This window comes from Parabacteroides distasonis (assembly GCF_004793765.1).
Taxonomy (GTDB): domain Bacteria; phylum Bacteroidota; class Bacteroidia; order Bacteroidales; family Tannerellaceae; genus Parabacteroides; species Parabacteroides distasonis_A.
The window spans coordinates 1-21,729 of record NZ_SRYM01000062.1; the positions used below are offsets into that span (position 1 = coordinate 1).

Below are 21,729 nucleotides of genomic sequence, written 5' to 3' on the forward strand. Positions count from 1 at the left end.
AGCCTAAGACACCTGTGCCATTAAGACAAAGATAAAAAGCCTTCATATCATCAGGAATGACTATCCCCAATTTATTTTCTATTTGTGACATATCTTTATTTGTCACAGGTCGCTTATTTCCTGCCAATGACAATTTGCGTATTATTTCATTCATTTTTAATTCCTTTTTTATTTGACAACTAACATGTAATTATCAGCGGTTTTCGCTGTTATTTTCTTATTTAACTATCTCATTATCACTTTCAAGAATATCATCCAATGGAGTGCGGATGCTGCTCTTGAAAGTGTCGGCTATGTGCACGTACATTTCCGTCGTTTTCAGTTGGTTATGTCCCAACAGCTCTTTTACGATTTTCAAGTCCGTGCCTTGTTCGATCAGATGCGTGGCGAACGAGTGCCGCAACAGGTGGGGGTACACCCGCTTGGTGATTCCGGCTTCCTTCGCCGCCTCTTTCAGCTTCTTCGACACGATGCTCTCCGTAAACGGCTCACCCTTGTACCGCTCGAACAGCCATTCCTGCGGCTTGTACAGCTTGGTGTACTCGGTCAGCTTCCTGACAAGGGGCTTCGACAGCAGCGTGTAGCGGTCTTTCCTCCCTTTGCCTTGCCGTACCCGTATCAGCGAACGGCTCACGTTGATGTCGTGAGGTTTCAAGTCCAGCAGCTCGCTGATTCTCAACCCGGCGGAGTAGAGCAGCGAGAACATGCAGAACAGCCGGATGTCCGGACCGGTTGCGTCAAGGATGGATTTTATCTCCTCCTTGCTCAGCACGTCGGGCAGCGTCCGTTCCCGTTTGGCTCGCTTTACCTCGTAACATTTCCGTTCCAATCCCAGCACCTTCTCGAAATAAAACTTGATCGAGTTGATGCGCAAGTTCTGTTGGCACGACGAGATCCCCCGTGTGTCAATCAGGTGCACGATGTAGGCGTTGATTTCTTCCGGTCGGATGTAGCGGAGATTCCTTCCCGCAAAGTATTGCTGGAACTCCTTGAAGTAAGTGGTGTACGCACGGACGGTATGCTCGCTGTACCGCAGTTGCCGCAGCGTTTCGGCATAGCCGGGCGGGATGGCGGGGCTGGTTTTCCCGCTCTTCTTGGGCTGGGTGTTTTTCAGGGCGGAGTAGTCAATAAATGCCGTTTCCACATGGCGGTCGAAAAAACCGGACAGGTCGAACCCTTCTTCCGGCAGGTAGGCTCTGTCCCCCTCGAACCGCACGCCCTTCTCTTTCGACAACGACAGCCGGATGGCATCGTCCTCGTCGAACTCCACTTCCACGTATTTCTGCCCGTCACGGATGGCAGGTGAAAGTTTTATTCTCGGTTTGCTCTGATAGACTTTCATACGCATCTCATGGGTGGCAACGACAAAGCGTGTTTCCCGTTACCGGATTTTCAATCAGGCACGGCATGACCGCACCTGTATTTAGGTTCCAAATATAACGAAAACAACGGATTATCACCGCTTCCCGGAAGAAAAAATACGTGCTGGGCATGATTTTTTTGCATTTTTCGTTTTTTATTCCTACCTTTGCAGTGCCCATCTACAATTAGAAGGGGTTTCGAGGCTCGTTTTGGCAAGATCCAATTCGGAGCCTTGCGTTTTTTATAGCACTTCCTCCAACTTCTTTTTCAGCATTTTTTTCATCTTCTTTTCGCCACCCGGCATATTCAGGTAATAGGCGGTCAACAGATAATACCCGTAAGGGCTTCGCTGTGGTTCAAGGACGATCACATATTTTTCCGCTGTGTCATACACGTATGTCCGGTAGATGTTCTTACGGTGTTTCATATCCCTTTCCTCACAACTGAATATCTCCAGTACATGGGAAGTCCTTTCCTCGATATGGTGGCGAATCCAATGCAGACGGCGGGAACGGTCTGGCTCGAAGACTCTTTTCTTCGTCGCAGCGCCTTCCGCTTCCTTGTCATCAGTTGTCGTTAGGTGCATGAACTCCCGCTGCATATCTATCTCTCCATCCGATTTGATGGGATAGACACGCTTTTCCCGAAACTTGAACGCTTCGTTGTCTTCGATGTCCCGGCGATACACCCTATATAATGAAGCCTTGCGCTCCTTGTCTCCCAAATGCAGGATTTCCAGCAGCTCCGGGTATTTCTTTAACAAATTGAATGGCATAGGTTTACTTTTGCAGGTTGATAAAGAAAAGGTTGAACTTCTTGTTTTTCAGAGGAGTGGTACATAATAACGAAAGGTTTGTCTGTCTCTTTATCTTCTCGACAATCAGCCGTTTTGCCCGTACCTTTCCCTCAATGGTTCCCCGCTGGATGCGTAGGTGATAGTTTATCGCCCCCATAAGAATGTCTGCCAACTGGATGAAATGTACCTGATGCGACTTGACAAAATTGAAGTCCCGTATAGCCGAATTGTATTTCAATATCTCCGCCAGCTTATGCAGTTTCCGTTGGCTGCACGTGTCCTTGATGTCGAAATAGACATTATAGGTGCTGTCCATGTCCATTTGATGATGCAATAGCTGGTAATACATCCGAAAATAAAAATCATTGTAGCTGTATTCTGCCCGTGTGTTGTCTATCTCCGACTTATCCACGATGACCGCCCTGAATTTCATGTTGGTCATAAAGAAATAATCCACTATTTCGTTATAAAGGGCAAAGGTCTTGTCCGAAATGTTCGTCCATTTCAATTCCCCCTCATATCCGTGCTTTTGCTTGATTTCCCGTATCTGCTTTTTGGCGAGAGCCATTTCGTTGTACGGTATGCTTACATAACCGTATATCATGTAAGGCTGTCCGTCATTTTCCAGATGCGTACTCTCGTCGCAATATATGTTATAGGTTTTGTGGCTGCACTCCATTATATTATTTGTTTAATTATCAATACGCAAAGATAGTGAAAAATTCTTGTGCGACAAACCTGCGAACCGGACGACAAGTGCGGACAGCCCGCACCGGACTTGCAGGTTTCCCGTGTTTCTCCCTCTATATTTACGCCCGGTTTCGTTTGAGAACCAATAGTATTCACCATTTAAAAACATTAGATTATGGACGAACGACCGGACAGCAGCCAGCAGTTGATGGACATCCTGCTCGTCATGGACGAGAAAGGCACGCTCCAAGCCGTCAGCGGAGTAAAGGACGGCGAGTTACAGACCAAGAACCCCTTGGAGGACAACAACGACCTCCTGCGGGTGGATCGCCACGGCGATATGTTTTCAAATTTCTTTTCCAACCTCTGGAGCCAGTTGAAAGACCCGACCCGCTTCCACTTCTTCCGTGTGCCGGAAGAGGAGGTGCAGCGGGTAGCCGCCGATTTCCGGCAACGGGAGAGCCAGTCCGTCAAGACGGGCGAGCCGCTCGTTGCGCAGTACGAGGTGCAGCCGCCTGTGCAGGCACAGCAGCAGAGCCAAGCCGGGCAGCAGCAACAGCCCGAAGGTGCGCCGCAGCAGTCCGCCGGGCAGACCGAACAGAATCCGCAGTACAAGTACCGCCCGGAGGACATCGACTGGAACAGCCTCGCCGCACTCGGCGTGCAGCGGGAGCAGATCGAGGGCAACGGGATGCTTGACCAGATGCTCCGGGGCTTCCAGACCGACAAGACCGTCCGGGTGCATTTCCACTTCGACGGCATCTCGCACAGCAACGACAGCCAGCTCTCGCTTAAGCCCGGCACGGACGGCAGGCTGACCGTGTGCAGCCACGGCATCCTCGACCCGGAGAAGATGCAGAAGCAGTTCTTCGGCTACGACATCACCGACTCCGACAAGCAGGTGCTCCGGCAGACGGGCAACATGGGACACCCGGCGACCGTCACCAACCGGGCGGGCGAGCAGGTCGAAGCCCTTGTCAGCCGCAACCTCAAGACCAACGAGCTGGTCGCCTTCCCGCTCTCCAAGGTCAATATCCCGGCGGAGAAGAACGGGCATACCTTCACCCCGGACGAGATAGCCCGGCTCAAACAGGGCGAGGCGGTGGTCTGCCGGTTCCTTTCCAGAGCCAAGGAGGGGGAGCAGCCCAAGGTTTATCCGGCTCCCGTGCAGTTCAGCGCAGCCAAGATGCAGCTCGAATTTCTCTTCGGCGACCGGGGCAGGCTGGCGATGGATGCGTACAAGGCGAACCTGAAACAGACCGCCAATCAGGAGGTGCCGAAGACTTTCCGCAAGCAGGAGCTTACCGAGAAGTCCCGCCTCGAACTCGAAGCCGGGGGAACGGTCAAGGTTTCCGGTCTGGTGGACAAGAAAGGAAAAGCCTACCAAGGCTACATCACATGGAAGCCCGGCGAGAAGCCCGCCTTCATGTTCCCCAAGGACTACAATGCGGCGCTCGAAGAGGGGCGTGTCAAGCCCGCCGTGGAGAACGAAGTGCGGGTGGCGGTCAATTCCGAGGGCAAGACCGTCGAGACGACCCGCAACCTGAAAGAAGCCCTGCAATCCGCACAGCAGCGACCCACCGGGGAGCAGAAACAGCAGCAGGAGCGCAGGCAGGAGCAGAAAGAGGACCGGAAACAGGCACAGAAGCAGGAGCAGCCCGACAAGCCTAAGCGCAGCCGGGGTGTCCGCCGCTGATTTCCCCCGCCATTCTGTAAATGAATTACCGGTTATCCCGTCCGAGCGGCGGGATAACTTTTGTCAAACCGTTAAAAATTAAAGAAATATGATTACAGCAGTCATCGCTGAAAAGCCTTCCGTAGCGAAGGATATAGCAAACGTGTTGAATGTCCAGGAGCGGCACGATGGCTACCTCTCAGGTAACGGCTACCTCGTTACCTGGGCGTTCGGCCATCTCGTCCAGCTCGCCATGCCCGAAGCATACGGCTATGCGGGCTTCCGGCGTGAGAACCTGCCCATTCTGCCGCAGGAGTTTAAGTACATCCCCCGCCAGATACGGGAGGGCAAGGAGTACAAGCCCGATCCCGGCGTGCTCAAACAGTTGAAGGTCATCAGGGAGGTTTTCGACCGTTCCGACCGTATCGTCGTGGCGACCGATGCCGGGCGTGAGGGCGAAGCCATTCATCGGTACATCTACAATTACCTTGGCTGCCGCAAACCCTGCCTGCGCCTCTGGATCTCCTCGCTGACCGACCGTGCCATCCGGGAAGGGCTGGACAACCTCAAGCCCGGCAGCGACTACGACAACCTCTACCGTGCCGCCGAAGCCCGTGCCATCGCTGACTGGGAGATTGGGCTGAACGCCACCCAAGCTCTCAGCATCGCCGCCGGGCAGGGCATCTACTCCCTCGGAAGGGTGCAGACGCCCACCTTGATGATGATCTGCTCCCGTTATCTGGAGAACAGGGATTTCACCCCGCAGACCTATTTCCGGCTGAAGGTTACGGCGGAAAAGGACGGCACGCCCTTCGCCGCCATCTCCGAATTGCGTTACGAAACCCTTTCGGCGGCAAACGCCGCCCTCGCTGCTGTTACCGCAACGGGAATGGTGGAGGTTGCCGACGTGCAGCGCAGGGAGGTGAGCCAAGAGCCTCCCTTGCTCTACGACCTGACCGCCTTGCAGAAAGAGGCGAACGGCAGGTACGGCTTCTCGGCGGACAAGACCCTCTCCGTCGCCCAGTCGCTTTACGAGAAGAAGGTGTTGAGCTACCCCCGTACCGGCTCCCGCTACCTCTCGGATGATGTGTTCGACGAGATACCCGACCGCATCGCCCTGCTGGAGCGGTACCCGGCTTTCGCCGCCCATGCCGCCGCCCTGAAAGGGGCTTCGCTCAACCGCCGCAGCGTGGATGCGGGAAAAGTTACCGACCACCATGCGCTCATCATCACCGAGTGTCTGCCCGGCGAGCTGTCCGCCGACGAGCGCACGGTGTACGACATGGTAGCCGCCCGCCTGCTCGAAGCCTTCTCCGCCCGTTGTCTCAAGGACGTTACCACCGTCTCCTTCACGGCGGGGAACAGCGTGTTCACCGCCAAGGGAACGGTCGTCAGGTCTGCCGGATGGCGTGCCGTGCGTGGCGAGCGGGACGAGGACGACGAGGGAACAGCCGCTTTGCCGCCCTTGCAGCCCGGCGAGTCTTTCCCCCTGCAATCGGCGGAGTGCGTGGAGAAACAGACCAAGCCCCGTCCCCTGCACACCGAGAGCAGTCTGCTTTCGGCGATGGAGCATTGCAGCAGGGAGTTGCAGGACGACGAGCTGCGGGACAGCCTGAAAGGGAACGGTATCGGCACGCCCGCCACCCGTGCCTCCATCATCGAGACCCTCTTTGCCCGTGATTACGTGCGCCGGGAGAAGAAGAGCCTCGTGCCGACCGACAAGGGACTTGCCGTGTATCAGATAGTGAAGGACAAGCGCATCGCCGATGTCGAGATGACCGGGCAGTGGGAGACCGCCCTCGCCAAGATCGAGAGCGGGGAGATGAATCCCGACACCTTCCGCAAGGGCATCGAGGTCTATGCCGCCCAGATTACCGAAGAACTCCTGCAAGTGCAGGTATCGGTGGCGGACGGCAGGCATATCCCGTGCCCCAAGTGCCGTTCCGGTCGCATCCTCCTTTACCCGAAGGTCGCCAAGTGCAGCAACGTCGATTGTGGACTTACCGTCTTCCGTGGCAAGGGGGAGAAGCAGCTCACCGACAGCCAGATTGCCGACCTTGTAACCAAAGGCAAAACATCCCTTATCAAAGGCTTCAGGAGCAGGGAGGGCAAGCCCTTCGATGCGTACCTCACCTTCGACAAGTACTTCCGCACCGTGTACGGGTTCCCGCCCCGCACGGACAAGCCCAAAGGAAAGGAGCGCAGGCGATGAACGGCATCGGTTGGATCACCGTGGCGGAAGCTGCCCGGCTCTGCGGCACGGACGAGCTGCGCATCACCCTCTGGATGAACGGCAACCACATCGCCTACGCCCGTTTCGACGGCATCCTGATGATCGACGGCGCATCCATTGCCGCCCTGTTCAGCCGCAACCGGGTCGCCACCATCTACGAGGACGTGGCACAGCAGCGGGGCAAGCCCGGCAGACCGGGCAGGCTCCGCCGCCTGCTCGACACCCCGCTTGATGCCTTCGGCTTGTCGCAGCGCATTGTCCGGGCGTGCCGGGAACTGGGCGTCTTCACCGTGGAGCACCTGCTCGTCCACCTCCGCCGCTTCCGCTTCTCCCGCCTGTACTGTGTCCGCAACTTCGGCAGCGGATCGGCAGCCGAGACCCTCCGGCGGCTCCGGCAGGACGGCTTGACAGACGACGGCAGCATCGGGTAGGTCAAGGGCATTACTGCCCTCTTCCCCCCTCAGAACCGTACATGAGGGTTTCCCCTCATACGGCTCAAGCTTTTCTAAGTCTCTGTTCGTGTGCAGAGACCGGCTCACACTACTTCTTGTTTCCATTGGATTTACGGGATAATTTGAAGCATTCATCATGAACCAACAGATTGCATTTCCGTCCGTCTTGGACGGTTGGCATTACGTTCCATGCCTTATACGTGTCAATCGGTTCACCACATATCGGACATTTCCGCCCTTGCTTTTCCCATAGGTAAAGCAGGGACTTACGTCCTTTCAGTGTCACAAGCATCTTTGACTTCATTCTTTTATTGAAGTACAGGCGGCAGTCTGCGTCAAACGGATTCATATCCCCTTTTATCTGCGTATATTGCAGGAAAGGAAACGAAGATGCCAGTTTCAGCAAAGTGAGTTGGTCTTCCTTGCCGTTTGATTTCTTGAACTTAGCCGCAAAAGTCCAGCTGTTCCCTCGGATATTGTGCCAATAACGGTCTTTTATCCACCGTTTTCCTTTCTTGGAATGACGGCGTTTAGCCCATTGCCACAAGGCGAGAAATATCTGATGGTCGATTCTGTGAAAAGAATCACGTGTCGCCCCATGCTGATAATATGCTCCCCATCCTCGGATTTTAGCATTCAACATTCTGATTAATGATTCCTGCTTGCAACCCTTATGACCTTTTGTAACCTTACGGATATTTTCCATAAAGCGTTTTTCGGCTTTCTTGGTCGGCTTTGTCAATATTTCATTGCCGTATTTGCGAATATTGAAACCGAGGAAATCGAAACCGTCACGAATGTTGGTTATCACCGTCTTTTCTTCGGATAAGGTCAAACCTCTTTCAGACATAAAGTCGGCTACCAATGGCTTGATTTCTTTTTCAAGTGTTTCACGGTTCTCGCAGGTAATTATAAAGTCATCAGCATAGCGGACAAGATTCACCATTGGCGAATATAACTTGCCTTTTATTCTAACTCGTTTATATTTCTCTGCAAGGACTTTCTGCAATCCGTCCAATGTCATATTGGCAAGCGTGGGAGAGATAATGCCACCTTGTGGCGTTCCCTCCTCTGTCGGGAACATCTGTTTGTTGAAGATATAGCCGCATTTCAACCATTTTCGGAGTATTGCTTTGTCCATAGGGATGTTGGCAAGCAACCATTCATGGCTGATATGGTCGAAGCACCCCTTTATGTCACCCTCCAAAATCCATTCGGGAGAATAGCCTTTCCGGAGAATGTTATGACATTGCTGTACCGCATCCATACAGCGACGTTCCTTGCGGAAACCGTACGAACGTGTGTCGGCTGTTGTTTCCGACACTGGTTCCAATGCCATGAGGTAAAGTGCTTGCATGGCTCTGTCTTTCATTGTCGGTATTCCCAACGGTCGCAGTTTGCCATTACTCTTTTTGATGTGGACTCTTCTCAATGGCTTCGGCAGGTAGCCTCTGCGTTTGAGCTCACTTATCGCTTGTGTTTTTGCTTCGGGTTTCTCCCATGTTTCCATGTCCACCCCGGGGGTGCTACCACCTCCGTTAGAAGTAACTCTCTTTACGGCTAAGGCTTTTGCGTAAAAAGAGTGGGTCAGCGTCCACTGCAAGGCTTTCACCTTGCCCGTTCTGCCTTCCTTCTGAGCCTTTACAATGCGAGCTTGAAGCTTCTTAACAGCCTGCTCCGCTTTGGTCCAGTCTATCCTGTCCCAATTCGTTTGCAAGTTATCAGTCGGTGCACACGATTGGTCGAGGAGTTTTTCTTTGATTTTATCGTTCATTTGCATTCCTACTTTAAAAAAGTTCTAAAAGTCTATTGTAAAGAATCACCATTTGGCAACATTCGGTTTGTTTTGCCTACCGAGTGTCGCCACAGAAGTCTGCCCACTTTCGTGTCGGATGATGTCGCCTACATCAGCCCGTGATGTCGGTTCAATCCGTATCCGTTCCATTACAGAACGGCATTCGCTTTTTCTGTTATCTTATACCTGCACACCATTCGGCTTTCATTGCTGTCAGCTTACCTGCCATTTTTACATGGCAGGAGATATACAGGCTTACCATGTTCCACATAGATAACTAACGGATAGGTTAGGTTCTGTCTCATCCTCCGGCGGTGCTTATATCCGTGTAATCCTACCATGGAAAGGATTAACCGACCGCTTCCCTTTTGGGTAGAGTGTACCAGTATCTTACACTCTTTCGTGACATTACGAAGTTTACTAACAGTTCGCTTGCGCTAACCATACTATCCAGCCTCGCCACTCTACGGTATGATACTAACCGTACTTGACTTCCCCTCACGGTTCTGTCTTGTCTTGCGAAAGTGTACTTTGTCCCAACCGCTTAATACAACTATTAAGGTGCATCGGTGGTAGGCTACCGCTGACGGAACAGCGGGTTAAAGCTGATACCCGTAAGTATCATTCCAACAATTATCTATGCGACTTCATGTCGCACCCACGGGATTTCAAGGTCTTGTACCCGTAATCCCGGCAATATTCACTATCTTTGTCAGCCGATTATATAAGAAGGCGGATTTGTCTTTCCCATAACCGACTGGCAAATACTCGAAAGGATTTCGAACCTATTCTGTTCATAATATGAAGCGTTCCATTTCCCTTTAAACAACCTTTTTACAGCTCAAAAAGGGTTAAATGCTTGAATTTGTGGACATATATTCGAAAAATATTGTATTTTTGTACCCGAAAATAGGACAACAATGGCTAAAAAGCACTCATTATCTGTTGAAAACATAGATCAGGTTGCTATTGATTTTATAGCGACAAAACCTTCATATTCAATCAAAATAACAGATTGCCAAGAAGGTAAATTAAAAAAAATAGCAATAACTCATAATAAGGAAACAGGTATCTTAAACTGTTTTATTAATGGCGGGCAAGTTTCTTACAGTACGCAAGGAAAAGCACATTTAAAAGGAATATGTGAAGAATGTTGGAACGTTATCCTTCAAAATACTTCAATTCCTTGCCCTGATAAGAAAAGCTTTACGGCAAAAGGAATAAGTGAAGAAGATTTTGATGCTTTTATAGATGTATTATCGGAAAGTGATGAAATCGAAATAACTACGGTCAATACAGATAACAATCCTGCTATCAGGAACCAATATCATTTAAAGGGGAAATATGATGCCAAGGTATCTATTATTTTTTATAATAATGGGACTTTATTTTTACAGGGAGCTGTAACAGCTTTTTATATTGAGCTTATTACAGAAATAATGGAGACAATATCTTCTGTTCCAACCGAAGTAATGGAAGACTTCTTGGCTATTCAACCTTTAGTTGGATGTGTGATAGAAAAAGATTTGAATAAGCATTTCACGAAAACTGAAAACATTGAAGGAAGTATTCTTGAAGATTTTCTGAAAACATCTATTGCTCTTGCTAACTCCGGTGTTGTGGTTGATGATTACGGGTGTTATACATTCGGTATAATGAAGGCTTTGGATGGCTTGATTAGCAAAAGACTCTTGGAAGACGCACCGGATTTTAAAGATTATGGTACATATTTTGAGAGAGGTAAAGACGGAAACTACCATTTTTTGGAGAATGTGGGAACTTACAATGGTAATCCCTCGTTAAAAAGAGCATTGGAAAAAGCGTATGACTTTTATAACAAGAATCGGCATACAACTTTCCATATTGATCGCAGGAACTTAGAAACAAGCAGAACCTTATATTATGATGAAGCGGTAAACATAATAAAGGACGGACTTGTTATTATAAATGACTTATGTACTAATTGGTAAAGAAATGAAGACAAAAGATTATCAAATAATCTCTTTAGGAGAACGAAGTTTTTTAGTAGTAGTTCTGTCATTGGAAATGACGGATTACTATTGGACTGCTCTCCAATCAGAATTGGCAAAATATAATGTTGCCGATGCTGAAGTTTATTTTGATTTTCTATACCGTAACGGATTAAAAAATAGATTTTTCAAAACTAAGCTCATGGGAGTTAGTCTATTGAATAATTCTTTGAGAAAATGTAAAGCTACACAAGAGTGTATTAGTGCTTCTGATAAATTCTTTACTTTGCATAAGGATGTGATTGAACATAGCGTATTATCGTCTATTCAAAAAACATTCTTTAGAAAGAAATTAGACAGAACTAATATTCTTCCGACAAATGTACTTTAACATTATAAAGGAATCAATATATTAGAACAAAAGGTGCATCAATGATGCACCTTTTGTTTATACTTCAAATTTAGGCAACGGTATTACCTAAATTTAATATTCTTTTGTCTTTCAAAGAATTTACCTTATCTTTGCACCAATAGAACCCGCCAAGCCTCTTGATAATGCTCAAATAGGCGGGTCGTTTTTTATTCTGCTTTAGAATACCACTATAATGAAATTATAATAAATGAATAGAACGATGAAAAAACAGGCTATTCATTCGGGCAAAGGGCAGGCTGACTTCATCTTGACATTGAACAAACTGGAGGTCGGTACGTTGTCGTATGCCGATAATGTTTGGTTTTTCTCTTACTCGGAAGAGTTCAAGAGGCAGAGAGACATCCTGCCGTTGGTAAATTTCCCGACGGTAGATAAAGAATACTCATCCAGCGAGTTGTGGCCCTTCTTTGTTTCCCGCATACCGAGCCGTGCACAACTCCAAGCTCCCAAAGGTACAGAAAGGCAGGATTTGGTTTATCTGCTTAAAAACTACGGTCGTAAGACGATAGCGAACCCGTATCAACTCATTCCGGCTTAGAACGATAACATACTTACCCCGCTTCCCGTCCGTTCAGCGTACTTTGGGTAAATCTCTTATAAGAGTGCGGCAACCGATTGTCGTACTCTTGTTATATATTCCCGTTGTCATTCCAAGAATTTTGTGTATCTTTGCACCAGTAGAACCTGCCAAGCCTCTTGACACGAGTTGTTGAACAACAGTGAAAATGCTCAAATCGGCGGGTCGTTTTTTTTATAATCCGTCGCCCTTTCCTAAATGACCTGAGCCGCTTTTCAGCGGCTTTTTACATTTCATGGGCACACCCTTCCGTACACCGTCCGGATTTTCCCGTCTTCCAATACCTTGCTCGATCGCACGACCCATGTCCTGCCGTCATTCAGCCCGCACTCCAGTGCCTTCTCACCGCCGCCGACCAGTACCGGCACGGTTGTCACCACGATTTCGTCCGCCAGCCCGTTATCCAAGAGCAAAGCCCCGGTTTCCGCTCCGTAAGCCGTTACCGTACCTTCGCCGTCCGCTTTTATTCTCCGCAGTTCCGCTGCCGCATCCCCTGTAACAAACTGCACCCGTTCCTTCTCCGTCAGGTCAATACAGCCGCCCGTCACGACCAAAGTCTCTTTTGCCGTGAGCGGCCAGCCCAGATGGTTCAGGTAAATGCGCAGGTAGGTTTCTTCGTCGATCAGCACGCAGCAGGAGGCATCCGTCGCCGCATCGAAATGCTTGTCCGCTCCGACTGGACAACCGTCAAGGGACTGGTACACGTGCAAGGTAATCTGTTTCATGTCAATGAGTTTTTAAGGATTATGTCCGCCTTGCACCCAAAAGAACAGCGTGAACTCACGCTATTCCTAATACGAAGGTACTGGCATACCCGACAAACAAGAATAGGCAAGCCCACGCCGTATAAGCATACAGCATGCGCATTGCGCCATCCGTCTTGTTTGTCAAAAAAGTGCCAGTTTTTCGTATAAGACGTTCAGCGAACGTACAATATGTATATCAACCCCGCCTGCTTCCAAGCCGGGTATGAATCTTCTATGTCACGACAGCGACCGTACCCGAAAGCACCGTCCTCTGTCTTCGTGGAGCAAAGATAGCGAAAGGCGAGAGCAACGGCAAATGAAAACAAGGTTTTCTAATTTGACAATGCCGAGCCGCATCCTATCTTCGCATCGCAAAGATAGTGAAACTTCCCGAATAACAAAACAATAGCCCCGCCTAATCTCACGATCCGGCAGGGCTTCATCCACCTAAAGCACCGTCAGAAAAATGTCATTCTTACGGGAACAGCCCCCTTTTCCTGCGCCTTTCCGCTTTCCGGGCTTCCTTCTCCTTGCGTTTCGCAGCCCGTTCCTCCACTTCGGCGAAGCGGGTGCGGATGAACTCGTGCACGTCCTTCGTGCGGTAGAACACCTTGCCGCTGATGGTGAAGTACGGCAGTACCCCGATGGCACGGTAGCGTTGCAGCGTGCGGATGCCCACCTTCAGCAGCAGGCACAGGTCTTGGTTGTCCAGCACCTCCTCGCCGTCGAGCGTGTTGTTCTTCTTCAGCACCCTTTCCAGCAATTTCTCCGTCCGGTCGAAGCGTTCCATGATGCGCTCCATCCAGCCCTCAAACTCTTCCCTGTCCGTGTACATAGCAGTCGCCCTCCTTTTCGATGATTTCCTTTTCCCGCATATAGCGGATGTAGCCTTTCGCCGTCCGTTCCTTCACTTCCAGCATCTCCTGTATCAGCTCGCACAGTTCGATGTAGCCGTACTTCTCCTGCCGGGCGAACGCCTCCCGTGCCATCTCCGCCAGCTCTTTCTCCTTGCGCTTCTCTTTCTCCGCCCTCGGCTTCTCGCCCACATAGACGGGCATCCCGGCTTGCTTGTCCCATCTGAACTGCATCAGGGGAATGTCCAGCGGGCTGCCGTCCCTGACCTTCAACGCCTTCACCACCGACACCTCCGGGTTCTCGTCCTTCTCGATGGAGAGGATGGCGGCGGACTTGCGTTGCAGTTCGCTGCCGAGGTGTCCCCTCAGTTTCAGACCGTTCGGTACGAAATGCACCACGGCGGCTATGCACGTGCGGTAGATTCCCGCCAGCCGGTAGATCTCGTCAATCAGCGCCACGCTCTCCGCCTCGTCGTTGGCGCAGCGGATCAGGTCAGCCACCCCGTCGATGACGACTAAATGGATGCCCCCGTGCAGGTAGTGGTACTTGTCCATGCTCTGCACGATGGCGGTCAGCCGCTCGCTTCTCGACATTCCTGTCAGGCAATATACGTGTAGGTACTCCGGCATCCGCTCACGCCCGGCACGGCGCAGCAGCCGCCCCGTGTTCTTGTAGAGCTGTTGCTCGCTCTGTTCCGTGTCGTACAGCAGTACCGCACGCCCCTTGCGGTTCGGCTCCACCCGCACCCCCAAGAGGTCGGCGTCCGTCTCCCTCTCCATGATCGCCCCGGCGACCAGTGCGGCGGTGTAGTTGCTCTTGCCCGTCCCTTCGCCGCCCGTGATGCAGAGGATGTTCTCCTCCGAGCCTAACGGCACCTCCCCGGCGGTAACGATGGCGACAGCCTGTTCGGGCGGGTGGTCGTAGTCGATCTCGCACGATTTCAGCACCGCCATCGTGTCCCCGTACAGCGTGTCGAGTAGCTTCAGGAACAGCCCCATCAGCTCCTCCCTCGTGTGCCCGGCTTTGAAGTAGTCCGTCACGTCCTTCTCCGCCTTCGTCCCCGGCAGCGGCAGCACCAGCCGTTTCACCCCGTACTCCGACAGTTGCGCACGGTGCTTCTCCGAGCACTCCAGCCCCGTCTTGTCCGTATCGTACAGCAGCACGATGTGCTTGAAGCGATAGACCAGCTTGCGCACGGTCTTCGCTGGGATGACCGAGGTCTCCGAGTTGAAGCAGATGGCATGGAAGCCGTGCGCCGCCAGCGTCAGCACATCCTTCTCGCCGCCCGTGAGGAAGAGCAGGTCGCCCTTCGAGGGCAGTTGTTCCAGCCCGAAACAGTAGTTGTCGCCCGTGTGTCCGCCATAGACGAAGCGCACCTCCGACATCGGGCGATAGACCTTCACGCCCCATTTCCCCTTGTAGCCGAACATCGGTTCCGCCGGGGTGGAACTGAAGCCGAACGACTTGCCTTCCCTCGTCTCGCCCCGGTACTCGGCGAGCGATACCGCCCCGTAACGGTGCAACAGCTCCTCCGTGATGCCCGATGCGCCCCAGTAGGCAAGCTCCGCATCCGTAAACGGCTTTTCCGTCGTCCGGTAGGGCTTCGGTTCGGGACGGTCAAAGGGCGCAGCCGCCTCTTCCGTGTACCCGTCCGGCTTTCCCGTGCCGTTCCCGTTTGCCCTGACGGATATTCCTTCACCGCTCCGGTCATCCCTTGTTCCATGCTCCCTTGCGCCCGGCACGAGCCGCAGGGTACGACAGCCGCCGTCCGGAACGGCAGTATCTTCCGGGCTGTCATTCTCCAGACCGAGACACAGCTCCCGGTCGATGGTGTGCAGCACCTCCACGAAGTCGGCGGCGTTCCGGCAGTCCAGCCCCTTCAGCTTCGCCACGAGGAAAAAACAGTCGCCCGAATAGTCCCCGTTGCCGAAGTCCTTCATCCGGTACGTACCGCTCCGGCGGTCGTAATACACGTTGCACGAAGCCTTGCTGTCGGCATACAGCGGGTTCAGGAAGTTCCTGCCCACCCGCCACTTCACTGGCAGGTAGTGGCGGAACACATCCAGCCCGTTACTGGTTCTTGCCAGTATCTCTTCCTTTTTTACCATAGCTGCCGTTTTTTCGGTTATGCAGGGGATGTTCCGCTATCATCCGGTCGATCTTGGCGGCGGGTGTCTCCACCATCCACCGCTCACGCAGGCTCTCGACCGCCTGCCGGGGATAGCGTATCTGCCGCCCGATCATGGAATAGGGAATGATATGCTTCTGCCGGTAGCGTTGCAGGGTGCGCTGGCTGATGTCCAGCATCTCGCACACCTCCTTGTGCGTCATCCACTTCGGGTCGGCTTTCCGTCCCTTGGCAGCAGGGCTTTCCGCTTCCTCTTTCCGTTTGCGCTCCGTTTCCTCCCGGTTCCGGGATTCCTCCACGTAGGCGGTTATCTTCTCGATCTTCTCCACGAGCAGGCGGTAAGCGTTGCTCTCGATGGTCATTATTTCCATTGTCGTACTCTTTTTTAGGTTTCTGCCGCAAATGTCGCCCGATTCGCCGGTTTTTCCTGCCACCATACCGGCACCTTGGCAAAGATTTTTTTTTCTGATGCGCATTATTTCATCCTCTTTTTTCACCCTCGCCGCCCTTCCGTCCGCCTTTCCGGGCAACAAAAAGGCTGAAAAGACTGAAAAAGGCAAGGAAAGAGTAGGAACAACGTAAAAACAAGGCGGAAAGGAACTGACGTCGAAGCAAAAAGAGCAAAAAAGAGCGTCCGAAAGGCTCTTTTCTGCCCTCCGGACGCTCTCTTTTCATCTCCTGCCGCCTCTGCCGTTCCGTTGCCAACTTGCTGTCAACTTGCTGCCGACTTGCCGATCACTTGCTGTCCATGTCCCGCATCTTTTTGAGCAGCTTCTCCTTCATCTCGTCCAAGAACGCCGTCGGGTTCTGCTGTCCCCGCAGCCTGCCGAAAGCATGGTACACGTTACCCAGATCCACTTGGAAGGTCTTCTCGAACAGCGTAGCCAGCTCGCCGATCTCGGCGTTGCCGTTGTCCACGCTTCCGGCGGCATGGATGCCGTAAACAAGCTGTATGGCGGCGATTTTCGTATCCGTCCAGCGGTGTTCCTTCCCCGGCACGGCATCCGTACCGTCCCCTCGTGCCGCACGCTCTATCCGGCGGCTCAGATAGACCAGCAGCATCTCCACCGAGATCAGGCGTGCCGCCAGTATGTCGTAGCCCGTAGAGAACTCCGCTTCCTCGTCCAGCACGAAACTGCCGCTTTCGGGGCTGAGTTCGCCCTTCGCCCGCAGGAAATAGTAATCGTCCCGGTATGTCGCCCCGCTGTGGTAATACTGGTAGAAGGGCAGGTAGCGTTCCATCATCCGCTCGGCTCGTTCCATCGCCCTGCGGTAGTACGTTTCGGCTACCCGCAGGCAGCCGGGACAGCCGCTCTCTATCTGATATACCCAGTAATAGTACAGCAGCCTGCCCGTCAGGGCGGGCTTGTAGTATTTGAAGTAACGGATTTCCTCCTCGTCCCCGCTGAACGGACGGGCGAGCGCATACGCTTTCAGCTCACGGTTCTTGGCTTTCAGGTACGAAACCATCTCTCGGCAGGTGGCGACCGTTTCCTTTCCCTCCATGCCGGCGGAAGCGGCAGCCATGCGCCGCTCCGTCTCCTGCAACAATGTATTGAAATATTCTTCCATCATGATTCTGTATCGGGTTGTTTATAAGGAAACAAAGTTAGCAGAGTGCCGGGAAACGGGCGTTCTGAATTTTCACCGCCATGTTCGGATTGTCCGCCAATCGGCTGCGGGCGGTCAGCCCCTCACTTCTGAACCGGAAAAGGATGCCGGACGGGACGGGCGCACCGGGCGATTTCACGGATTTCGGCAGGGGTAGCCTTCAGGTGCTTCTTGCAGAAGTCCCACAGATAGCTCGGAGTAGCGAAGCCGCACACGTCGGCAATCTCTTGGAAGGGCAGTCCGTGTCCGCCAGCAGGGAGACCACGTGCGCCTTCCGCTGTTCCGTCAGCCAGCGGTGCGGAGTCGTGTTCAGCTCCTCCCTGAACCGCCGACCCAGCGTATTGACCGACATGGCACATTCCCGTGCCAGCTCCTCCACGTTTTTCACCTTGGGCAGAGCCAGTGCGACCTCTTCCCGGAAAGAGCAGCCCCGCAGGTGCGGCAGGTACTTTTCCACTTCCTGCAAGTCCGCCTTGCCGAACATCGGCGGTATGCCCTTGCGGTACTCGGACTCCCGTTCACGGCGGAAGCGGAACAGCAGTCCCGCCAGACGGTTGCAGAGCACGTTCAGGTGCGGGTATTCGTCGTAGGCGTTGATGCTTGCCTGCATCCGGCAGAGGAACAGGAATCCCCCGCAGTCCTTCTCCCGGAAATACGCCTCCGCCGTATCCAGCAGGAAGTCCGCCGAGCTGCCGTGCCGGTGGTAGGCGACCAGTATCAGCAATCCGGCTTCTTCCTGCACACGGCAGGAAAGGACGGGGCGGTGTTCCCTGAGCAGTTCCACCAGCCGGACCATCCGCCCGTGATCCCGTGCGAGACGTTCCGCCGCAATCCATGTTACCGGGCGCTCCGCATCCGTTTGCGGCAATACCGTCCGCACCTTTGCCATCCACTCCCGCCATCCCTCCCGGATGGCTTCATTCATTAGAATTTGTGTAAGATTCTCTTTCATTCTGTTTCAATTTTAATATTAATGACGTAAATCTTACACGAAATTACAAATTGTCTGCAACAAGCACCCTTCCGGTGCTTTGCATCGGTTACGGTATGTCCTTGCGCTGCGGATTCGGATTTTGCCCCATAGGTTCGGATATTCGGTCGTGAAAAACAGAAAGGCTGTGCCGGTTCCATCCGCAGAACGGCATGAGACAGTAAGCAGGGGGGAGCCGGAAGAAGGTCATTCGCCGGTTGGTGAGTGCGTCTTTTCAACGGGATATTTGCCGTCCCGTATCTCCTGCAACCTTTCGATCAGTGGTTGCTCCTTGGAATGGTTCTTTTGTTCGGCTATGATGAAGAAGGATGCAAAACTGCCGGTAATATACAGCCAGAACAGGCATTGACCGAGCAGTTTCCGGTATTTGCCCATTGTCTCGTACTTCGCCTGCATCGCTTTCAGCTTCGCAGGACGGTAATACAGCTTTCTGGCAATCCAGATAAAAGGGGCGAGCATCGCTGTGGCGAACAGGTAGGCAACCGGGTTGAATCTGCTCCATTCCACTTTGTCCGTCAGGGAAGAGAACCAGCCCGTCAGCATATCCCATCCCCATGCCTCGAACAAAAGATGGAGAGCCATCAGGTTAAGAAACCACAGGATTGCCATCGTCCACGTGGCATTGGAGATAACCACCTTGTCTTTCCTTGCACGTTTGTTCTTGCTCCAGAAGTAATACATCCAGTATGCCGCTTCCTTGAACATAGCTTCCTCCTTTCCTTGTTTTCCGCTTGCTTATCCCGTTACGGAGAACAGCAACAGGGCGCATCCCGCTGCGGCGGCAACGATCAGCCCCAGCCAGAAACGGTAACTCCTTTCACCCAGCGTACCCAGCCAGAAATTCCCCTCCCAACTTCCCAGACGGGAGTATGTCCACCGCCATCCGCAGACAATCCCCACAAGCCACAGCAGCAGGATTCCCGCCACGATCAGGTAGCCGTACCTCGGATGCGCCTGCAACCACTCCGGCAGACCCTCCATAAACTCGCTTATCTTATCGAACCATTCCATAGCAATAACAGAAAAAGCCAAATTCATACCTTACGGACGAACCGTTATACACCAAAGCAAAAATAGTGAAAAGTCCAATCACTCAAAAAGTTTCACCGCAAAAATCTTTTCCGTTTGGAAGAAATACGTTTTATTTGCATCTATATAGCCGCAAACGTATGAAGAAAGCCTCTCCACATAAAAGAACCGGTCGGCCGAAGCTCCCCGGATTCTTCGACCACTTCTTTTATTGGACGTGGCGCAGTTGTCGGCACGGCTTCCCTGACCGTAGTTTTGCGGTCATCAGCGTGATCCAGTTCACCTGCCTTCTGTTTCCGGTCGCCGTTGTTTTACAGTTCTTGGACACTCCGGCTGTCCGCTTTCTTTACGAGACAGACGACCGCCTTACGCTTTTCCCGCTGATACTGCCGTTCCCCGTACTGCTTTGGAGGAATATGCGCATCTATACCGAGGAGCGTTACCGCATGATGCACGACTTTTACGGGGCGTTCCATGTATCGGTGCGGCAACGCTATCGCCTCCGTTTCCTTGTCTGCACGGTGCTTGCAGTCCTTGCCATCCTGCTTGAAATATGGCTGTTCACCCTTTATCATGACCGCTGCACGGCCATATCCTCCGGCAACAGCCATCCCGCAAGCCTCTATGTCCCGTACCGGTATGACAACGGCAACGATTCCGTGCAGGAAGGCGTTTACCGCATCGTCGATGAAAAAGGGCGTATCGGATATGCGGACGAGCATGGCAATACCCTCATAGAGCCACGCTTCGCTTTTGGCTTTCCTTTCGAGAACGGGAAGGCGAAAGTAACCGACACGGGAGAACAGCAAGAAGTTCCCGATTCGGATGGGGAATACCACTATTGGGAAAGCGATGATTGGTATTACATCGACCGGAAAGGGCAAAGGATTGAATAAAAGCCCCAAGACTGCCCTAAATCCGACATTCCAGCCACCCACCTGCCAAACCCTTGCAGGGCAAGCACGAAGCCGCCAAGCCCTATCGGAACACCCCGTTCATCCCACCTTTCCCCTGAAACAAACATCAAAATTCAAAACCTATTCATTTACAACGACTTAAAAGTTTTTTGGTGCAAGCCGCAAAACAGCTCTGTGTGGCTGGTGCAAGGTGCAGCTATATATATAAATATAGCTGCACCTTGCACCACAGAAATACACACTGAAAATCAAAACTTTACACTTCTTGTAAAACCACTGGTGCAACCTCGTTTCTTGCACCGCCTCCTGCTTTTATGCTTTTCCTGTAATCCGGTAATCCCGAAAAATAAAAAATCCCCCGAAACATTTCCCTTTTTCGGTCAAAATCCCTATATTTGCATCAGTTCCAAGAGCAAAGCGAAGCAATGCAGCGAAACCCGCACAGCTACCAAATCGCTACCGGCTATCGAACTTTCTACTCTTTAAGTCTTATCTAACAACCGATTACAAAAAAACGATTGTTTTTATGGCAAAAACAGAGAGAATCTCTTAGCCGTATCTACTCCAAAAGGAATGATTTGCGTTCCACAAACTACGATATTTGGACTTTCCTCCATCACCTTGACTTGCTTTTCAAAACGTGTTGGAAGAGAAACATCATCAGCATCCATCCGTGCTATATATTTCCCTTGAGCCAAGTCCAATCCTCTATTCAATGTATAGATCAAACCCTCATTTTTTTCATTCCGATAATAACGAATTCTCTTATCCGAATAAGCATGAATCACCTCTTCTGTATTATCCTGCGATCCGTCATTGATAATGATCAACTCAAAGTCCGTAAATGTTTGGCTTAAAATACTATCGATAGATTCCCCTATCGTATCTTGAACATTATAAGCCGGCAATACTACACTAATCAACATGCTTTTCTAATATTTTATCCACATAAGGAGATACTTCTAAAATATCCTGCAAATGCCATGTATCCACATAAGCTGATAATTTGCCTGTCGTATTATTTATATAATAAACTGGCTTATGAAATAAAATAGATAAAATTAACCCATGCAAACGAGTCGTTATTACTTCCGAGTAAGGGGAAATAAAATCACAACCTCTCTTTAGAAGATAAGGACGAACAATACGGATAGCATATTCATCAGCCAGATGGTTAACAAATCTTTGCAAAACAGTTAAACAAGTTATTTTTTGCAAGTAATAAGCAGCTCTTTTCATTATCCTCAAAATCAATAAGCAAATTGGTCTTCTTTCTAATGAGGGCCAGTCACGTATATCAAAACCTCTCAAATCATCCAATATGGTAGAAAAATCCATTTCCTTATCAATACGCCTCAGATAAAGTTTTTGCCCCCCAAAAACAGCTTCTCTGTATTTATTCAAATATTCATCACACTAGTGTCCCATAAAAATGGGAGCTAGTTAAAAATTAAATAAATTTGGTCCAC

General features: G+C 51.5%; 22 protein-coding genes and 3 pseudogenes. 7 read left to right on the plus strand and 18 right to left on the minus strand.

All coding sequences use genetic code 11. The features are described 5' to 3' along the window. The 4 genes from E5342_RS20385 to E5342_RS16485 all read right to left on the minus strand — a co-directional run. Positions 1 to 154: SMI1/KNR4 family protein (locus E5342_RS20385; RefSeq protein WP_432707225.1), on the minus strand; the 154-nt coding region annotated here is incomplete at its 3' end. A gap of 63 nt (positions 155 to 217) precedes the next feature. Then, positions 218 to 1,348, minus strand: coding sequence for a tyrosine-type recombinase/integrase (locus tag E5342_RS16475; RefSeq protein WP_210434976.1), 1,131 nt, complete (start codon positions 1,346 to 1,348; stop codon positions 218 to 220). A gap of 255 nt (positions 1,349 to 1,603) precedes the next feature. Continuing rightward, a complete protein-coding gene (locus E5342_RS16480; RefSeq protein WP_005842515.1) occupies positions 1,604 to 2,137 on the minus strand; it encodes a hypothetical protein in 534 nt (177 codons plus the stop codon). 4 nt (positions 2,138 to 2,141) lie between these two features. Further along, positions 2,142 to 2,837, minus strand: a complete 696-nt coding sequence (locus E5342_RS16485; RefSeq protein ID WP_005842513.1) for a DUF3800 domain-containing protein — start codon at positions 2,835 to 2,837, stop codon at positions 2,142 to 2,144. A gap of 186 nt (positions 2,838 to 3,023) precedes the next feature. Between E5342_RS16485 and E5342_RS16490 the strand changes: the two genes are divergently transcribed. The 3 genes from E5342_RS16490 (at position 3,024) to E5342_RS16500 (ending at position 7,187) form a co-directional block, all read left to right on the plus strand. After that, complete coding sequence (locus tag E5342_RS16490) at positions 3,024 to 4,544, plus strand: DUF4099 domain-containing protein (protein ID WP_135959830.1); 1,521 nt, start codon at positions 3,024 to 3,026, stop codon at positions 4,542 to 4,544. Positions 4,545 to 4,632: 88 nt separating this feature from the next. Beyond that, the gene (gene topB, locus E5342_RS16495; protein ID WP_135959831.1) at positions 4,633 to 6,735 is read left to right on the plus strand and encodes a type IA DNA topoisomerase; all 2,103 of its coding nucleotides are present in this window, start codon (positions 4,633 to 4,635) and stop codon (positions 6,733 to 6,735) included. Then, positions 6,732 to 7,187 carry a DNA-binding protein gene (locus E5342_RS16500; RefSeq protein ID WP_135959832.1) on the plus strand — a complete coding sequence of 152 codons (456 nt, stop codon included), beginning with the start codon at positions 6,732 to 6,734 and terminating at the stop codon, positions 7,185 to 7,187. The genes topB and E5342_RS16500 overlap by 4 nt, the downstream gene beginning before the upstream one ends. Here E5342_RS16500 and E5342_RS19860 read toward each other — a convergent pair. Together E5342_RS19860 and ltrA are read right to left on the minus strand one after the other, a co-directional pair. Beyond that, positions 7,179 to 7,313 (minus strand): annotated as a pseudogene (locus tag E5342_RS19860) (DNA methylase); the annotation flags it as partial. The gene E5342_RS16500 and the pseudogene E5342_RS19860 sit on opposite strands and share 9 nt — an antisense overlap. Further along, positions 7,297 to 8,982: a group II intron reverse transcriptase/maturase gene (ltrA, locus tag E5342_RS16510; RefSeq protein WP_135959833.1), complete on the minus strand. Its 1,686-nt coding sequence runs from the start codon at positions 8,980 to 8,982 to the stop codon at positions 7,297 to 7,299. The gene ltrA and the pseudogene E5342_RS19860, both read right to left, overlap by 17 nt. 941 nt (positions 8,983 to 9,923) lie before the next feature. On the opposite strand from ltrA, the gene E5342_RS16515 reads away from it, so the two are divergent. The 3 genes from E5342_RS16515 to E5342_RS16525 all read left to right on the plus strand — a co-directional run bounded on the left by E5342_RS16515 (position 9,924) and on the right by E5342_RS16525 (position 11,944). Next, positions 9,924 to 10,973 carry a type II toxin-antitoxin system RnlA family toxin gene (locus tag E5342_RS16515; protein ID WP_004327332.1) on the plus strand — a complete coding sequence of 350 codons (1,050 nt, stop codon included), beginning with the start codon at positions 9,924 to 9,926 and terminating at the stop codon, positions 10,971 to 10,973. A 4-nt stretch (positions 10,974 to 10,977) separates the two neighbouring features. Next, complete coding sequence (locus tag E5342_RS16520) at positions 10,978 to 11,364, plus strand: type II toxin-antitoxin system RnlB family antitoxin (protein WP_004327330.1); 387 nt, start codon at positions 10,978 to 10,980, stop codon at positions 11,362 to 11,364. Between the two features lie 241 nt (positions 11,365 to 11,605). Continuing rightward, positions 11,606 to 11,944 (plus strand): HipA N-terminal domain-containing protein, encoded by a 339-nt coding sequence (locus E5342_RS16525; protein WP_168354510.1) that lies wholly within the window; start codon positions 11,606 to 11,608, stop codon positions 11,942 to 11,944. 272 nt (positions 11,945 to 12,216) lie between these two features. Here the strand turns inward: E5342_RS16525 and E5342_RS16530 are convergent, their stop codons facing one another. The 10 genes and pseudogenes from E5342_RS16530 to E5342_RS16580 form a co-directional block, all read right to left on the minus strand. Next, positions 12,217 to 12,708, minus strand: a complete 492-nt coding sequence (locus tag E5342_RS16530) for a dihydrofolate reductase family protein (RefSeq protein ID WP_135959835.1) — start codon at positions 12,706 to 12,708, stop codon at positions 12,217 to 12,219. Positions 12,709 to 12,870: 162 nt separating this feature from the next. Further along, a pseudogene (locus E5342_RS20390) lies at positions 12,871 to 13,086 on the minus strand (hypothetical protein). A gap of 118 nt (positions 13,087 to 13,204) precedes the next feature. Further along, positions 13,205 to 13,564: a helix-turn-helix domain-containing protein gene (locus tag E5342_RS16540; protein WP_005647603.1), complete on the minus strand. Its 360-nt coding sequence runs from the start codon at positions 13,562 to 13,564 to the stop codon at positions 13,205 to 13,207. Next, the gene (locus E5342_RS16545; protein WP_135959836.1) at positions 13,539 to 15,692 is read right to left on the minus strand and encodes a bifunctional DNA primase/helicase; all 2,154 of its coding nucleotides are present in this window, start codon (positions 15,690 to 15,692) and stop codon (positions 13,539 to 13,541) included. Before E5342_RS16545 ends, E5342_RS16540 begins: the two co-directional genes overlap by 26 nt. After that, on the minus strand, positions 15,655 to 16,083 hold the full coding sequence (locus tag E5342_RS16550; protein ID WP_135959842.1) for a helix-turn-helix domain-containing protein: 429 nt from the start codon (positions 16,081 to 16,083) through the stop codon (positions 15,655 to 15,657). The genes E5342_RS16545 and E5342_RS16550 overlap by 38 nt, the downstream gene beginning before the upstream one ends. 109 nt (positions 16,084 to 16,192) lie before the next feature. Further along, positions 16,193 to 16,417, minus strand: a complete 225-nt coding sequence (locus tag E5342_RS16555; protein WP_135959837.1) for a hypothetical protein — start codon at positions 16,415 to 16,417, stop codon at positions 16,193 to 16,195. 30 nt (positions 16,418 to 16,447) lie between these two features. Further along, entirely contained in the window at positions 16,448 to 17,284 is an 837-nt protein-coding gene (locus E5342_RS16560; protein WP_135959843.1) for an RteC domain-containing protein, read from the minus strand. A 122-nt stretch (positions 17,285 to 17,406) separates the two neighbouring features. After that, positions 17,407 to 18,275: pseudogene (locus tag E5342_RS16565) on the minus strand (helix-turn-helix transcriptional regulator). Between the two features lie 225 nt (positions 18,276 to 18,500). Continuing rightward, positions 18,501 to 19,019, minus strand: coding sequence for a hypothetical protein (locus E5342_RS16575; RefSeq protein ID WP_135959838.1), 519 nt, complete (start codon positions 19,017 to 19,019; stop codon positions 18,501 to 18,503). A 30-nt stretch (positions 19,020 to 19,049) separates the two neighbouring features. After that, a complete protein-coding gene (locus E5342_RS16580; protein ID WP_135959839.1) occupies positions 19,050 to 19,352 on the minus strand; it encodes an immunity 17 family protein in 303 nt (100 codons plus the stop codon). 131 nt (positions 19,353 to 19,483) lie between these two features. On the opposite strand from E5342_RS16580, the gene E5342_RS16585 reads away from it, so the two are divergent. Then, complete coding sequence (locus E5342_RS16585) at positions 19,484 to 20,239, plus strand: WG repeat-containing protein (protein ID WP_135959840.1); 756 nt, start codon at positions 19,484 to 19,486, stop codon at positions 20,237 to 20,239. A 545-nt stretch (positions 20,240 to 20,784) separates the two neighbouring features. Here the strand turns inward: E5342_RS16585 and E5342_RS16590 are convergent. Next, positions 20,785 to 21,186, minus strand: a complete 402-nt coding sequence (locus E5342_RS16590) for a glycosyltransferase family 2 protein (RefSeq protein ID WP_246867146.1) — start codon at positions 21,184 to 21,186, stop codon at positions 20,785 to 20,787. Continuing rightward, entirely contained in the window at positions 21,176 to 21,664 is a 489-nt protein-coding gene (locus E5342_RS16595) for a polysaccharide pyruvyl transferase family protein (protein WP_135959841.1), read from the minus strand. The genes E5342_RS16590 and E5342_RS16595 overlap by 11 nt, the downstream gene beginning before the upstream one ends. Between the last annotated feature and the right edge of the window lie 65 nt (positions 21,665 to 21,729).

Bases quoted from the DNA above. Each gene is read 5' to 3' on its own strand.
- E5342_RS16590 (WP_246867146.1), bottom strand. From the start codon at position 21,186: ATGTTGATTAGTGTAGTATTGCCGGCTTATAATGTTCAAGATACGATA.
- E5342_RS16485 (WP_005842513.1), bottom strand. From the start codon at position 2,837: ATGGAGTGCAGCCACAAAACCTATAACATATATTGCGACGAGAGTACG.
- ltrA (WP_135959833.1), bottom strand. From the start codon at position 8,982: ATGAACGATAAAATCAAAGAAAAACTCCTCGACCAATCGTGTGCACCG.
- E5342_RS16540 (WP_005647603.1), bottom strand. From the start codon at position 13,564: ATGTACACGGACAGGGAAGAGTTTGAGGGCTGGATGGAGCGCATCATG.
- E5342_RS16530 (WP_135959835.1), bottom strand. From the start codon at position 12,708: ATGAAACAGATTACCTTGCACGTGTACCAGTCCCTTGACGGTTGTCCA.
- E5342_RS16585 (WP_135959840.1), top strand. From the start codon at position 19,484: ATGAAGAAAGCCTCTCCACATAAAAGAACCGGTCGGCCGAAGCTCCCC.
- E5342_RS16490 (WP_135959830.1), top strand. From the start codon at position 3,024: ATGGACGAACGACCGGACAGCAGCCAGCAGTTGATGGACATCCTGCTC.
- E5342_RS16475 (WP_210434976.1), bottom strand. From the start codon at position 1,348: ATGCGTATGAAAGTCTATCAGAGCAAACCGAGAATAAAACTTTCACCT.
- E5342_RS16550 (WP_135959842.1), bottom strand. From the start codon at position 16,083: ATGGAAATAATGACCATCGAGAGCAACGCTTACCGCCTGCTCGTGGAG.
- E5342_RS16545 (WP_135959836.1), bottom strand. From the start codon at position 15,692: ATGGTAAAAAAGGAAGAGATACTGGCAAGAACCAGTAACGGGCTGGAT.
- E5342_RS16520 (WP_004327330.1), top strand. From the start codon at position 10,978: ATGAAGACAAAAGATTATCAAATAATCTCTTTAGGAGAACGAAGTTTT.
- E5342_RS16560 (WP_135959843.1), bottom strand. From the start codon at position 17,284: ATGGAAGAATATTTCAATACATTGTTGCAGGAGACGGAGCGGCGCATG.
- E5342_RS16575 (WP_135959838.1), bottom strand. From the start codon at position 19,019: ATGTTCAAGGAAGCGGCATACTGGATGTATTACTTCTGGAGCAAGAAC.
- E5342_RS16515 (WP_004327332.1), top strand. From the start codon at position 9,924: ATGGCTAAAAAGCACTCATTATCTGTTGAAAACATAGATCAGGTTGCT.
- E5342_RS16580 (WP_135959839.1), bottom strand. From the start codon at position 19,352: ATGAATTTGGCTTTTTCTGTTATTGCTATGGAATGGTTCGATAAGATA.
- topB (WP_135959831.1), top strand. From the start codon at position 4,633: ATGATTACAGCAGTCATCGCTGAAAAGCCTTCCGTAGCGAAGGATATA.
- E5342_RS16500 (WP_135959832.1), top strand. From the start codon at position 6,732: ATGAACGGCATCGGTTGGATCACCGTGGCGGAAGCTGCCCGGCTCTGC.
- E5342_RS16480 (WP_005842515.1), bottom strand. From the start codon at position 2,137: ATGCCATTCAATTTGTTAAAGAAATACCCGGAGCTGCTGGAAATCCTG.
- E5342_RS16525 (WP_168354510.1), top strand. From the start codon at position 11,606: ATGAAAAAACAGGCTATTCATTCGGGCAAAGGGCAGGCTGACTTCATC.